The 13,469-nt window shown below is 75.7% G+C and carries 9 protein-coding genes; 6 read left to right on the forward strand and 3 right to left on the reverse strand.

The features are described from left to right. Position 1 precedes the first annotated feature (1 nt). The 5 genes from IE219_RS07075 to moeZ all read left to right on the forward strand — a co-directional run bounded on the left by IE219_RS07075 (position 2) and on the right by moeZ (position 6,288). Positions 2-1,636 (forward strand): glycosyltransferase, encoded by a 1,635-nt coding sequence (locus IE219_RS07075; RefSeq protein ID WP_189975693.1) that lies wholly within the window; start codon positions 2-4, stop codon positions 1,634-1,636. Further along, positions 1,629-3,206 carry a hypothetical protein gene (locus tag IE219_RS31615; RefSeq protein WP_229849636.1) on the forward strand — a complete coding sequence of 526 codons (1,578 nt, stop codon included), beginning with the start codon at positions 1,629-1,631 and terminating at the stop codon, positions 3,204-3,206. Before IE219_RS07075 ends, IE219_RS31615 begins: the two co-directional genes overlap by 8 nt. Before the next feature lie 131 nt (positions 3,207-3,337). Then, positions 3,338-4,309, forward strand: coding sequence for an NAD-dependent epimerase/dehydratase family protein (locus IE219_RS07085; protein ID WP_189975694.1), 972 nt, complete (start codon positions 3,338-3,340; stop codon positions 4,307-4,309). After that, positions 4,297-5,046, forward strand: a complete 750-nt coding sequence (locus tag IE219_RS07090) for a spherulation-specific family 4 protein (RefSeq protein ID WP_189975695.1) — start codon at positions 4,297-4,299, stop codon at positions 5,044-5,046. Before IE219_RS07085 ends, IE219_RS07090 begins: the two co-directional genes overlap by 13 nt. A 63-nt stretch (positions 5,047-5,109) precedes the next feature. After that, a complete protein-coding gene (gene moeZ / locus IE219_RS07095) occupies positions 5,110-6,288 on the forward strand; it encodes an adenylyltransferase/sulfurtransferase MoeZ (RefSeq protein ID WP_189975696.1) in 1,179 nt (392 codons plus the stop codon). Positions 6,289-6,343: 55 nt separating this feature from the next. Here moeZ and IE219_RS07100 read toward each other — a convergent pair whose 3' ends face one another. The 3 genes from IE219_RS07100 to IE219_RS07110 all read right to left on the reverse strand — a co-directional run bounded on the left by IE219_RS07100 (position 6,344) and on the right by IE219_RS07110 (position 12,274). Next, positions 6,344-7,858 (reverse strand): alpha/beta hydrolase, encoded by a 1,515-nt coding sequence (locus IE219_RS07100; RefSeq protein ID WP_189975697.1) that lies wholly within the window; start codon positions 7,856-7,858, stop codon positions 6,344-6,346. Between the two features lie 86 nt (positions 7,859-7,944). After that, positions 7,945-9,525, reverse strand: a complete 1,581-nt coding sequence (locus tag IE219_RS07105; RefSeq protein WP_189975698.1) for an alpha/beta hydrolase — start codon at positions 9,523-9,525, stop codon at positions 7,945-7,947. A gap of 97 nt (positions 9,526-9,622) precedes the next feature. After that, on the reverse strand, positions 9,623-12,274 hold the full coding sequence (locus tag IE219_RS07110; RefSeq protein ID WP_189975699.1) for a lysylphosphatidylglycerol synthase transmembrane domain-containing protein: 2,652 nt from the start codon (positions 12,272-12,274) through the stop codon (positions 9,623-9,625). Positions 12,275-12,624: 350 nt separating this feature from the next. On the opposite strand from IE219_RS07110, the gene IE219_RS07115 reads away from it, so the two are divergent. Beyond that, positions 12,625-12,981 carry an MGMT family protein gene (locus IE219_RS07115; protein ID WP_189975968.1) on the forward strand — a complete coding sequence of 119 codons (357 nt, stop codon included), beginning with the start codon at positions 12,625-12,627 and terminating at the stop codon, positions 12,979-12,981. The last annotated feature ends 488 nt before the right edge of the window (positions 12,982-13,469 follow it).

Below are 13,469 nucleotides of genomic sequence, written 5' to 3' on the forward strand. Positions count from 1 at the left end.
CGTGCGGATCGGACTGCTCACGGAGGGTGGCGCCCCGTGCGCCTCCGGTGACACCGGCGCCTGGTGGCGGCGGCTCGTCCACGGCCTCGGCGGCCACGACTTCGACCTCTACGCCCTCGACGGCCCGCCCCCCGCCACCCCGCTGCCGCCGCACGTCCGGCCCGTCGCCCCCACCGGGGAGGGCGCGCGCCCCGCCGGACCCGCCGAGCGCGCGCCCCGCCGCACCCACGGCCGCCGCGACCGCCGCCGCTTCGCCGAGGGCTTCCACGCCCTCGCCACCGGCCTCGCCGCCGAGGACGACACCGCCGCCGACGCCTTCGCCGACGGCCTCGGCGCCCTCGCGGACCTCGCCCGCGACACCGGCGGCCTGCCCGCCGCCCTCCGCTCCGACGACGCCGTCCGCCTCCTGGAGGACGCCTGCCGCGCCCCCGGCGCCCGGCGCGCCGTCGCCGACGCCTGCCTGAGCGACCACCTCGCCCTCGCCCGCCACCTCGAACGGGCCCTGCGCCCCCTCTCCCTCGACTGGTACGACGAGACCGCCCTCGGCGCCGCCGACCTCTGCCACGCCACGGCCGGCGGCCCCGTCGCCCTCCCCGGCCTCCTGGCCAAACGCTTCTTCGGCACCCCGCTCCTCGTCACCGAGTACGGCGTCGGCCTGCGCGCCCACTACCTCGCCGCCGACGACCCCGGCCGCTCCACCGCCCTGCGCACCCTGCTCGCCGCCCTCCACGGCCGCCTCGCCGGGGAGACCTGCCGGCAGGCCGACCTCCTCACCCCCGGCAACGCCCACGCCCGCCGCTGGCAGGAGAAGTGCGGCGCGGGCCGCGACCGCATCCGCACCGTCCACCCCGGCATGCCCGCCACCCGCTTCGCCGAGGTCGGCGAGGACGAGGAGAGCGGCGAACCCGGCACCCTCGTGTGGATCGGCCGCGTCGAACCCGCCAAGGACCTCGTCTCCCTCCTCCACGCCTTCGCCGACCTCCGCGCCCGCCAGCCCGACACCCGGCTGCGGATCGTCTCCGTCCCCGCCGCCGGTGACGGGGACGGCCGCCGGGACGGCCACTGCGCCTACCGCGCCCAGTGCGCCGCCCTCGCCGCCCAGCTCTTCCCCGACGAGGCCGCCGGGGCGCACGCCGTCGGCGAGAACCCCGTCTCCTTCGAGGAACTCGGCGGTCCCGAGGCGCCCACCCTGGAGGACGTCTACGCCTCCGCCGCCGTCGTCGTCCTCTCCAGCACCGTCGAGGGCTTCCCGGCCAGCCTCGTCGAGGCCATGTTCTGCGCCCGCGCCACCGTCTCCACCGACGTCGGCGCGGTCGTCGAGATCATCGGCGGCACCGGCCTCGTCGTCCCCCCGCGCAACCCCCGCGCGCTCGCCGACGCCTGCCTCGCCCTGCTCCGCGACCCCGGCCGCCGGTACCGGCTCGGCGCCGCCGCCCGCGCCCGCGCGCTCGAACTCTTCACCGTCGACCAGAACCTCGCCGCCTTCCGCGGCATCTACCTCGAACTCCTCTCCCGCGCCCCGGTCCGCCACCGCGCCGGATCCGACGTGCCCTTCGCCCACCCCGCCGAGACCCGGATCCCCGGCGGCTGGGCACCGAGCGCCGTCCCCGCGGGCACAGGAGCCCCCGATGCCTGAAGGAGGCACCCCCATGCGCGGCCCCGCCGCCCCGACGAGCCCCGGAGCCTGGGACGCCCGCTCCGAGGCCCTCCTCGCCGCCCCGGCGGCCGAAGCGGAGACCGGCATAGCCGCCGGGCCCGGCCCGCTCCCCACCCTCGACCTGCACGCGGACCCCCGGCCCGAGCCCGCGGACCCCGACGCCACCGCCCTCGACGCCCTCCTCGCCGCCTTCGGCCCCCCGCGGCTCCCCGCCCTGCCCGAGGCCGCCGCGACTGCCGCGCCCGAGTCCGTCGTTTCCGAAGAAGCTCCCGAGTCCGTCGTTCCCGAAGAAGCCTCGGGGACCGCCGCGTCCGAGAGCGCCGCTCGCGAAACCGTCGCGTCCGAAGCCGCCGCTCCTGAAGCCGTCGCGTCCGAAGCCGCCGTGTCCGAAGACGCTCCCGCCGGGCCTCCGGACGGGGAATCCGCCGGCGCCCCCGCCGGACCGGACCTCCGGGACGCGCCCGGCGGGCCCGTCGCGCCCGGTCCCGGCGCGGCCTGGGGGGAGGCGCCCGGCGGGCGGCCCCGGCGGGGCGGCGGGGACCCGGTCAAGGTGCTGATGCGGCGCCACCGGGAGCTGTGCGAGCGGGCCGTCGACCCGCTGGAGATCGCCGCCGGGCTCGAAGCGCTCGGGTTCACCGACCGGACCGCCGCCCGCTACCGGCACCGGGACGTCTTCACCCTCGCCGAGGAGCTGTACGCGCGCGTGCCGCGCGGACGGCGGGAGGCCGCGCCCGCCGAGACCGCCGCGGAGCCCCGCGGCCGCTGGCCGCTGACCGTCCTCGCGCCCGGCGCCGTCGCCGCGCTCGCCGTCCCCGCCGTGGCCCGCCTCGACGGGGCCGCCGGGATCGCCGCCGCCGCGGCCGGCGCGCTCGCGCTGGCCGCCGCGCTCGCCCTCGCCGTACGGACCGGACCGCTGCGCGCCCCCGCCGCGCCGCCCGCCGCCCGGCTCTGGACGCTGTGGCTGCTCGGGTACGCCGTCGCGGGCGACGGGCTCCTCGACCAGGTGCTGCGCGGCGGGCCCGACGCCGGCTGGCCGGTGGAGCCCGCCCCGCTCCTCGGGCTCGCGCTCGCCGTCGCCCCCGCCGCCTGGTGCGCCCACCTCTTCGCCACCCGGGTCCGCCGCCGGATCGCCACCAGCCGGGGCCTCGCCGACTTCGCGGCCGGTGCCCGGGGCTGGCTCTCCGCCGCCGTCCTGCTCCACCTCGCCGCCCTCGCCGGACTGCTCGCCGCCACCGGCTTCAGCCCCGGCGCGCTCGCCCTGGGCGCCCTGCTGCTGCTCGCCCGGCTGCTCACCGTCCACGGCCACCCCGAGACGGCCGCCGCCGCGCTCGCCGCCGCCTGCGCCGCCGAGGCCCTCGGCATCGCCAGCGTGCTGGCCGCCCGGCTGCCGCTCCCCGGCTTCGACGCGCTGGCCGTCCCCGTGCGGGCCGCCGCCGACACCTGGGGCGCCGGTGCCCTGCCCGCCCTGGTCTGCGGCGCCGCCGCGCTCGCCCTGCTGGTCCACGCGGCCGGCGCCCTCACCCGGGCCACCGCCCACACCGCCCCCTGAACCCCCGGCGCACCCGCGGAGCCGACGCCGCGGGCGCCACTCGGCCCCTCTCTCTCATCACCCTCAAGGAGAACGAAGAACATGACCCCTCACTCCCCAGCACCGGCCGGTCGGCACGAAGGGGCCGCACGATGAGGGTGCTACTGCTCGGAGCCAACGGCTTCATCGGCCGCTTCGTCGCCGACCGGCTGCTCGCCGACCCGGCGGTCCACCTCACGGCCCTCGGCCGCGGCGACGACGCCGACGTCCGCTTCGACCTCGCCACCGGCAGCCCCGGCGCCCTCACCCGCTTCCTGGACGCCGTCCACCCCGGCGTCATCGTCAACTGCGCGGGCGCCACCCGCGGCGGCGCCCGCGACCTCACCCGGCACAACACGGTCGCCGTCGCCACCGTCTGCGAGGCGCTGCGCCGCAGCGGCTGCGGCGCCCGGCTGGTCCAGGTCGGCTGCGCCTCCGAGTACGGGCCCAGCCAGCCCGGCTCGTCCACCGCCGAGGACGCGGTGCCGCGCCCCGGCGGCCCGTACGGCGTCTCCAAGCTCGCCGCGACCGAACTCGTCCTCGGCTCCGGGCTCGACGCCGTCGTGCTGCGGGTCTTCTCGCCGGTCGGCCCCGGCACCCCGGCCGGCTCCCCGCTGGGCCGGCTCGCCGAGGCGATGCGCCGGGCCATGCAGGCCGGCGACGGCGAGCTCAAGCTCAGCGGCCTCGGCGTGCAGCGGGACTTCGTGGACGTCCGGGACGTGGCCCGCGCCGTGCACGCCGCCTCCCTCTCCGCCGCCCAGGGCGTCGTCAACATCGGCACCGGCCGCGCGGTCCGGCTGCGGGACGCCGCCGCCGTCCTCGCCCGGGTCGCCGGCTACGCGGGCAACCTCCACGAGGTGGACGGCCCGCACGGCATCCCGCAGCGCCCGGTGATCGGCGCGCCCCGCACCGAGGCGACCATCGCCGAACAGCTGGGCGCCACCCCCTACCCGTACCCCGACGGCTGCGGCCCCTGGCAGCAGGCCGACGTGCGCACCGCCCGCGACCGGCTCGGCTGGCGCCCCCGGATCAACCTGGAGGAGTCGCTCGCCGACATCTGGATGGAGGCGGCGTGTCGCATCTGACGGGTGCGGCCACGGCGACGGGGGCGGTCCGGGCGCTCGGCGTGGGCGCCCCCGGCTACGGGCACCCGCTGCTCGCCCCCGTCGAGTGGGCCGAGCTCACCCGCCCCGGGACGCCCGTGCACTGGGCGGTGCTCAACGTCGCCGAGGGCCCCGGCAGCCGGCCCGACCCGCACTGCCTGGAGACCGCCGCGCGCCTGCGGCACGCGGGGGTGCGGGTGCTCGGCCACCTCGACCTCGCGCACGGCGCGCGGCCCTTCGGCGAGCTGGTCTCGCAGGCGCAGCGGTTCGTCGACTGGTACCGGATCGGCGGCTTCTACCTGGACCGCTGTCCCACGGAGCGGACGGACCTGCCGGGAGTGAGGCGGGTCACGGCGACCCTGTCGGCGCTCCTCGGCGGCGACGCCCACCTGGTCCTCGGCCAGGGCCGCCACCCGCACCCCGGCTACGCGGAGGCGGCGGACCAGCTCGTCACCTTCTCCGGGCCCTGGACGGACTACCGCTGGTCACAGGTGGCGGAGTGGACGGCCTCCTACCCGGAGGGGAAGTTCGCGCACTTCGTGCACGGGGTGCCGCGCACCCACCTGGACGAGGCGCTGCGGATCGCCCGCTGGCAGGGCGCCGGAACGATCTTCTTCACCGATCGCGCCGGGGCCCCGGGACAAAACGATCCATTTCATTCGCTGCCCGGCTACTGGGACGAAATTGTCTCGCGTATCGGACCGGGTGTCTCGGAATGAGGAGGGGCGTGGCAGTGTTACGGGGAGAACAACCGTACTGACATACCGACCAACGGAGTCCCCGTGTCGCTGCCACCCCTGGTCGAGCCGGCTGCCGAGCTCACCGTAGACGAGGTCCGCAGGTACTCCCGCCACCTGATCATCCCCGACGTGGGCATGGACGGGCAGAAGCGGCTCAAGAACGCCAAGGTGCTCGCCGTGGGCGCCGGCGGCCTCGGCTCGCCGGCCCTCATGTACCTGGCCGCGGCCGGTGTCGGCACGCTCGGCATCGTGGAGTTCGACGAGGTCGACGAGTCGAACCTCCAGCGCCAGATCATCCACAGCCAGGCCGACATCGGCCGGTCCAAGGCGGAGTCGGCGCGCGACAGCGTGCTCGGCATCAACCCGTACGTGAACGTGGTCCTTCACGAGGAGCGGCTGGAAGCCGACAACGTGATGGACATCTTCAGCCAGTACGACCTGATCGTCGACGGCACCGACAACTTCGCCACCCGCTACCTGGTGAACGACGCCTGCGTGCTGCTGAACAAGCCGTACGTCTGGGGCTCGATCTACCGCTTCGACGGCCAGGCGTCCGTCTTCTGGTCCGAGCACGGCCCCTGCTACCGCTGCCTCTACCCGGAGCCCCCGCCGCCGGGCATGGTCCCGTCCTGCGCCGAGGGCGGCGTCCTCGGCGTGCTCTGCGCGTCCATCGGCTCCATCCAGGTCAACGAGGCCATCAAGCTCCTCGCGGGCATCGGCGAGCCGCTGGTCGGCCGCCTGATGATCTACGACGCCCTGGAGATGCAGTACCGCCAGGTCAAGGTCCGCAAGGACCCGAACTGCGCGGTCTGCGGCGAGAACCCGACCGTCACCGAGCTCATCGACTACGAGGCCTTCTGCGGCGTCGTGTCCGAGGAGGCCCAGGAGGCGGCGCTCGGCTCGACGATCACTCCCAAGCAGCTCAAGGAGTGGATCGACGAGGGCGAGAACATCGACATCATCGACGTCCGCGAGCCGAACGAGTACGAGATCGTCTCCATCCCGGGCGCGCGTCTGATCCCCAAGAACGAGTTCCTGATGGGCACCGCCCTCCAGGACCTCCCGCAGGACAAGAAGATCGTCCTGCACTGCAAGACGGGTGTCCGCAGTGCGGAGGTCCTCGCCGTGCTCAAGTCCGCGGGCTTCGCGGACGCGGTGCACGTCGGCGGCGGCGTCATCGGCTGGGTCCACCAGATCGAGCCGGAGAAGCCGGTCTACTGACCGTGCGCGCGAAGGCCCCGGACCGGGATCGGTCCGGGGCCTTCCCCGTGCCCGGCTACCCGCAGGTCGTGCCGTACGCGGGCACCTTGCCGTCCAGCAGGTACGCGTCCACCGTCCGGGTCACGCACGGCGAGGTGCCGTACGCCCCGTGGCCCTCGCCCCGGTTGGTGACCAGCACACCGACGCCCTCGCCCAGCTCCCGCGCCATCCGCTCCGCGCCCTCGTACGGCGTCGCCGGGTCGCCGGTCGTGCCCACCACCAGGACCGGGGCCGCGCCCGGGGCGGACGCCGCCGGGGTGGCCGCCTCGCCCGCCACCGGCCACGCGGCGCACCAGCCCGCCGTGTCCCAGGCCAGGAAGGCGCCGAAGACCGGGGAGATCCGCCGGAACTCCGGCAGCAGCGCCTTCGCCCGCGCCGCCGTCGGCCGCTCGCTGGAGTCGGCGCAGGAGATCGCCCGCTGGGAGTGCGACTGGGTCGCGTAACGGCCCTGCTCGTCCCGGTCGTTGTACCAGTCCGCGAGCTGGAGCAGGGTCGTGCCGTCGCCCTTCTCCGCCTCCTCCAGGCCCCGGGTGAGCAGCGGCCAGTTGGCCTCCGCGTACAGGGTGACGGCGATGCCGGTGAGGGCCAGGCCGTCGGTCAGGCGCCGGTCGCCGACCCGCAGCGGCTCCCGGTCGAGCGCCGCCAGGAGGCGGACGATCCGCTCGGTGCCGGCCTTCGGGTCGGCGCCGGTGCTCTCCAGGTAGTTGTCCAGCGCCCGCTGGAATCCGGTCGTCTGCTGCCGGGCGTGCTCCACCGTGCCCGCGGTCGGATCGACCACCGCGTCCAGGACCAGCCGGCCCACCCGCTCGGGGAACAGGTGCGCGTAGGTGCCGCCGAGCTGGGTGCCGTACGAGATCCCGAAGTACGACAGCTTGTCGTCGCCGAGGACCTGCCGGATCAGGTCCATGTCCCGGGCGGTCGCCGTGGTCGTGGTGTGCGGCAGGACCGTGCCGGAGCGGCGGGCGCAGCCGGCGCCGAAGGCCGCCGCGTCGGCCAGGTAGGCGGCCTCCTCGGCGGGGGTGTCCGGGGTGAGGTCCACGGTCCGCTCGGCGGCGGCCTGCTCGGCGTCGTCCCGGCAGACCACGCCGGAGCTGCGGCTCACCCCGCGCGGGTCGAAGGAGACCAGGTCGTAGCGGGCGTTCAGGCCCCGGTACTCCTCCGCGAGCTGCGGCAGGGTGTCCACCCCGGAGCCGCCGGGCCCGCCGAAGTTGAACAGCAGCGAACCGATTCTGCGCTTGGGGTCGGTCGCCTCCTTGCGGATCAGCGCCACCGGGATCGTCGCGCCCGACGGCTTCGCGTGGTCCAGCGGCACCCGCACCGTCGCACAGCGCCACCCCTCGCCCGCGTCCTCGCACGCCTTCCACTCCGGGCGCTGCGCGGCGAGCCCCGCCGACGGGGAGGACGGGGCGGGCTTGCCGTCGCCGGCCGGGGCGGCGGAGGAGGGCGCGGGGGCCGGGGCGCCCGTTCCCGTACAGCCGGTGACCAGCACTCCGCCGACGGCGAGGGCCGTCAGGCGCCGGCGTATGGACATGGGAACCCCCCGGGATCGTGACAGACCGTCATCCTAGGCGGCGGGCCCGCGGCTCCTCGCGGACGGTGCCGGGCGCGGGCCGCAGGTCACTTGCAGACGGTGCCGGAGGCGGGCACCCTGCCGTTCAGCAGGTAGCCGTCGACCGCCTTCTTCACACAGGCGCTGCCGCCGTTGTACGCGCCGTGCCCCTCGCCCTCGTACGTCAGCTCCACGCCGACGCCCTGGCCCAGCGCCTTCACCATCGCCCGCGCGCCCTCGTACGGGGTCGCCGGGTCGCCGGTGTTGCCGACCACCAGGATCGGCGCGGAGCCCGGCGCCGACACGTCCGGGTGCTCCCAGGCGCCCGGCACCGGCCACTGCGCGCAGCTCGACAGCGCCCAGCCCATGAAGTCGCCGAAGACCGGGGACGCCTCGCGGAACTGCGGCAGCCGCTCCTTGGCCTGGCCGAGGGTGTAGCGCTCCTTGAAGTCGACGCAGTTGATGGCGGCGTTCGCGGCCTGGATGTTGCTGTAGCTGCCGTTCTCGTTCCGCCCGTTCATCGAGTCGGACAGGGCCAGCAGCAGCGCCCCGTCCCCGCCGTCGGCGGCGTCCAGACCCTGCTCCAGGTAGGGCCAGAACTCCTTCGAGTACAGGGACTGGGCGATGCCGTTGGTGGCCTGGGTCTGGGTGAGCTTCCGGGTGCCGATGCCGGAGATCGGCTTCTCGTCGAGCGCGGCGAGGAGGTCCGTGATCCCCGCCTCCACCTCCGGCACCGAGGCGCCCGGCAGCGCGCACGCGTCGCCCCGGTCCACGCAGTCCTGCGCGAAGTTGTCCAGCGCGAGCTGGAAGCCCTTCGCCTGGCCCAGCGCCCCGGCCTCGACGCCCGCCTCCGGGTCCACCACCGCGTCGAAGACGGCCCGGCCGACCCGCTCCGGGAAGAGGTGCGCGTACACGCCGCCCAGCTCGGTGCCGTACGAGATCCCGAAGTAGTGCAGCCGGTCGTCGCCGAGGACCTGGCGCAGCAGGTCCATGTCCCGGGCCGCGTTCTCCGTGCCGACGTGCGGCAGCGCCGCGCCCGAGTTCTTCCGGCAGGCCGCCGCGTACTTCTTCTGGGCGTCCGACAGGGTCCGCTCCTCGGCCTCGTCGTCGGGGGTGAAGTCCAGCGCGTAGTACGCGTCCAGCTCCCGGTCCGACAGGCACTCGACCGGGTCGCTGCGGCCCACCCCGCGCGGGTCGAAGGAGACCAGGTCGTAGCGGGACCGCAGGGACTCGTAGTCGGAGGCGAAGCCGGGCAGGGCGCTGACGCCGCTGCCGCCGGGCCCGCCGAAGTTGAAGACCAGCGAGCCGATCCGGCCGCCCTCGTTCCGGGCCTTCGCCCGGATCAGCGCCAGCTCGATCGTCTCGCCGTCCGGCCGCGACCAGTCCAGCGGCGTCGTCAGGAAGGCGCACTCCCACGCGGTGCCGCCCGGCAGCGGCGTCGGCGCGTCGCCGCCGCCCTCCGCCGGGGACGGCGCCGGGCACCGGTCCCACTCCGGTTTCTGCTCGGTCAGCGCCGCCATGCCGCCGGCCTTGGTGGGCTGCGCCGCCGTCGGCGCCTGGTCGCCCCCGCCGTCCGAGCACCCGGCCAGGAACAGCACGGCGGAGGCGGTCAGCAGGGCGGCGGCGCGCGGGGCGGCGGAGATCGGCATGCCCCCATGCTCGGTGCCCGGACCCCGCACCGCGCGGGACGCGCGCCCAAGCGGGTGTCCCGCGCGGGGGAACCCCGCGGGACTTTCCGGGCAGGACCTAGAGCGCCTCCCGCTTCGTCAGCCAGTTGAAGCAGATCCAGCCGGGCAGTACCGGCAGCCACAGGGTCAGCAGGCGGTAGAGGAGCACCGCCGGGGTGGCGACCTCGAAGGTCAGGCCCACCGTGACCAGGCCGAGGGTGAGCGCGCCCTCGACCGCGCCGACGCCGCCGGGCGTCGGGGCCGCCGAGCCCAGCGCGTTGCCCGCGAGGAAGACCACGGCCACGCTCGCGTAGCTGATCGAGACGTTCCCGTGCCCGAAGGCCCGGATCGAGGCGTCCAGGCAGAAGACGAACGCGCCGGTCAGCAGCAGCATCCCGCCGATCCCGGTGACCAGCTTCATCGGCCGCTGGAGCACGTCCAGCATGCGCGGCACCACGCCCGCGAAGAGCGAGCGCAGCCGGGTCGAGACGAACTTCCGCATGAACGGGATCGCCGTCACCACCAGCACCAGCACCGCGACCGTCAGCAGCCCCGCGATGACCGTCCGGGACGGCGTGAACGACTGCGACTTCTCGGTGCCGGTCAGATAGCCGAAGGAGAGCAGCAGCAGGATGTGCGCCCCGAGCCCGAACAGCTGGGAGGCGCCGACGCTGGCCACCGCGAGCCCCGGCCGCACGCCCGCGCGCTGGAGGAAGCGGGTGTTGAGGGCGACGCCGCCGACCGCCGCCGGGGCGACGATCTTCACGAACGACCCGGCGACCTGCGCCACCACCGTCTTCCAGAACCCGACCCGCTCCGGCACGAAGCCGAGCAGGCTCATCGCCGCCGCCACGTAGCTCAGCGCCGAGAACAGCACCGCCGCCGCCACCCACCGCCAGTCCGCCTCGGCGACCGTGGACAGCGGGGTCCGGGCGATCTGCGACAGCAGGAAGTACGCGGCGACCGCGCCCGCGATCATCGAGATCAGCGTCCGCGGCTTGATCCGTTCGAGCCGGACCGGTTCCACCGGCGCCTGCGGCCGGATCAGCAGCACCTGGCGGCGGATCTGCGCGAGCAGGTCCTCCTCGCGGGCCTCGTCCAGGGCCTCGTCGAGCGCCCGCTTCTCCGCCTTCTTGTCCGCCTTCTTCTCGGCCTTCTCCGCCTTGGGGTCGGCGCCCGGCGCCGGGAGGCCCGCGTGCGCGGCGGCCTTGACCCGCTCCCGCTCCTTCTTCGCCGCCTCGGAGGCCGACAGGACCGCCTCCCGCTCCCGCTGGGAGCGCTCGCGGGCCAGCTTCCGCAGCGTCGCCCGGGTCGAGCGGCTCAGCGCGATCGGCTGGAGCAGCGGCAGGCAGTCCGCCACCGCGTCCGGGCCGAGCACCTCGACGGCCGCCGCGACGGTCCGCTCCGCCCCGACCCGCAGGCCCAGGGTGGTGAGGAACTGCGCGATGTCCATGCGCAGCACCAGGTCGCCGGCCGCGATCTCGCCGCCGCGCAGGTCGGTCAGGAAGACCCTGCCGGAACGATCCACCAGGATCGCGTCGCCGGACAGCCGCCGGTGCGCGATCCGCCGCGACTGGAGCGCCTTCACCTGCCGCCACGCGCCGCGCACCAGCTCGTCGGTGATCTCGTCGTCGTCCAGCGTGTCCAGGCTCCGCCCGCCGATGTGCTCGTACACGAGCATCACCGCGTCGGGGCCCAGCTCCGAGGTGGCGATCAGCTTCGGCGCGTTCGCGCCCGCCGCGATCGCCGCGTACGCGAGCAGCGCCTCCTGCTCCAGCGCCTGCCGGAGGGAGACGATCGAGCGGCGGGTGGTCATGGTCCGCAGGGTGATCCGCCGCCACAGCCGGTAGAAGAAGCCGTGCGCCTGCTGCTCCCGGTCGACGACGGTGACGTCCAGCGGCGGCCCGTCCTCCAGGGTCACCAGGTACCGGCGGCCCCGGTCCCCGCTCTCGGCGGTCTCCGGCACCTCCTCGGCGCGCAGCGCGGTCACCGGCCGGAAGCCGACCCGGCGCAGTCCGGCGAGGAGGGTCTGGCCGGTCGGCCGGACGTTCGGCGAGCCGACCGCGTACAGCGTGCCGTAGGCCACCGTCCAGCCGATCAGCACGGTGAGGATGATCGAGAAGGCGGTGGTGTATCCGGCCACCAGCATGGTGAAGGCGTCGAGCAGCAGCACCGCCCAGAGCGAGAACCGCCAGCGCGGTCTGCGGGCCATGCCGACGGCCGTCATGTACGCGATCACCGGCGCGAGGTAGTTGTGCACCGGGTCGGTCAGCCCGCCGCCGCTCGCCTGCTGGGTCAGCGCGTCCTGGATGGTGTCCGGCGCCGCCTTCGCCACCCACAGGTCCACCGCGAGCGTGACGCCGTGGGCGAGGACGGCCGCGAGGACGCCGTCGGCGATCCGCAGCCCGTCCCGTTTGACCAGCCGCTCGATGGCGAAGGCGACGGGCAGGACCAGGATGGCGATGGACGAGGCCAGCCCGGCGATCTTGACGAAGACGTCGGGGGCGCCGACGGCGCCCTTGTTGATGTCGTCCTCCAGGCCGGAGGTGGTGCCGTGGGCGAAGGCGGCGATGGCGAGCACGACGGCGATGGCGAGCACCCCGGCGAGGAGGCGCATGAGGTCGGACGGGCGGTGCACCCGGGCCGCGAGCAGCGGCTCGTCCCCGGACACCCGCTCGGGCACGTCGGGCCGGGCCCCTCCAGGGGGCTGTGTGTCCTGACCCATCACCATGTCCGTCTCTGCCCGTGCTTCTGCTGGTACGTCTGCTGGTCCGTGCGTTCGTTTCCGCCGTGATCGATCCCGTGTCACCGTCACCGCCCGGACGATGGTGGCACGAAGAACCGCCCGGCGGAGGCATCAGGGCCATGTCGGCACCGTGAGGCAGGATGAGACGAATGAGGCTGGAGGGACCCGTGGGACGAACCGGAACGAGCGGAACGAACGGCTCCGGAGCGGTGGGGGAGACGAGGGGGACAGGGGCCCGGGAACCGGAGGCCGGGGACGCGGAGGAGCCCGCCGGGAAGCCGCCGGCCTGCGCGGAGGAGCCCGTGACGGAGTCCGCCGGGAAGCCGCCCGCCCACGTGGAAGAGTCCGTGGCGGAGTCCGTCGGCGAGCTGCCCGCCTACGCGGAGCGCGTCCTCGACGTCGCCGACCGCATTCCGCCGGGCCGGGTCATGACCTACGGGGACGTCGCCGAGTGGCTCGGCGAGGGCGGCCCCCGCCAGGTCGGCCGCGTCATGTCCCTCTACGGCGGCGCCGCCCCGTGGTGGCGGGTCGTCCGCTCCGACGGCACCCTGCTCCCCGGCCACGAGCTGCGGGCCCTCGGCCACTACCGCGAGGAGGGCACGCCGCTGCGCGAGCGCGGCCCGGCCGCCGACGGCCACGTCCCCCGGCTCGACATGCGCCGGGCCCGCTGGGACGGCACCGGGACGCCCTGACCGGACCGGCACGGGGGCCGTCCCCGGCCCGGCCGCCGAGGCCGCGCCGGGGGCGGGGACCGGGTCCGGGCGGAAGGCCGGACGGAGGGTCGGGGAGAGGTCCGGACAGAAGGCCGGGCGGAGGGTCGGGCGGAGGTCCGGACAGAGGACCGGACAGAAGGCCGGGCGGAGGACCGGACGGAGCGGGGGAGTGACGGCTGTCACGTACGCCGGGGCGGGAACCGGAGCCGGGAGTCCGGCGGCGGCCCCGGAAGGACGGCGCCGGAGCGTGCCCCATCTCACACGCCCCCGCGCGGCCTCGGCGGACGCCCGCTCCCCGGCCCCCCGGTCCGGCCGAGAAGGACCCGCCGCCGCCGGGTTTCGCGTAACGTCGGCGGGCGTGCCGCACCCGGCCCCGGAAGCCCGGACGGCGGTACGGACCCCCGCACGCGCGCGTGCCCGGCCCCGTACCCCCCTCCGCACCCCCGGCGTCACCCGCGGCACCGGCA

The sequence above is a fragment of the Streptomyces termitum genome, assembly GCF_014650175.1.
GTDB lineage: Bacteria > Actinomycetota > Actinomycetes > Streptomycetales > Streptomycetaceae > Streptomyces > Streptomyces termitum.

Bases quoted from the DNA above. Each gene is read 5' to 3' on its own strand.
- IE219_RS07105 (WP_189975698.1), bottom strand. From the start codon at position 9,525: ATGCCGATCTCCGCCGCCCCGCGCGCCGCCGCCCTGCTGACCGCCTCC.
- IE219_RS07110 (WP_189975699.1), bottom strand. From the start codon at position 12,274: ATGGTGATGGGTCAGGACACACAGCCCCCTGGAGGGGCCCGGCCCGAC.
- IE219_RS07085 (WP_189975694.1), top strand. From the start codon at position 3,338: ATGAGGGTGCTACTGCTCGGAGCCAACGGCTTCATCGGCCGCTTCGTC.
- IE219_RS07100 (WP_189975697.1), bottom strand. From the start codon at position 7,858: ATGTCCATACGCCGGCGCCTGACGGCCCTCGCCGTCGGCGGAGTGCTG.
- IE219_RS31615 (WP_229849636.1), top strand. From the start codon at position 1,629: ATGCCTGAAGGAGGCACCCCCATGCGCGGCCCCGCCGCCCCGACGAGC.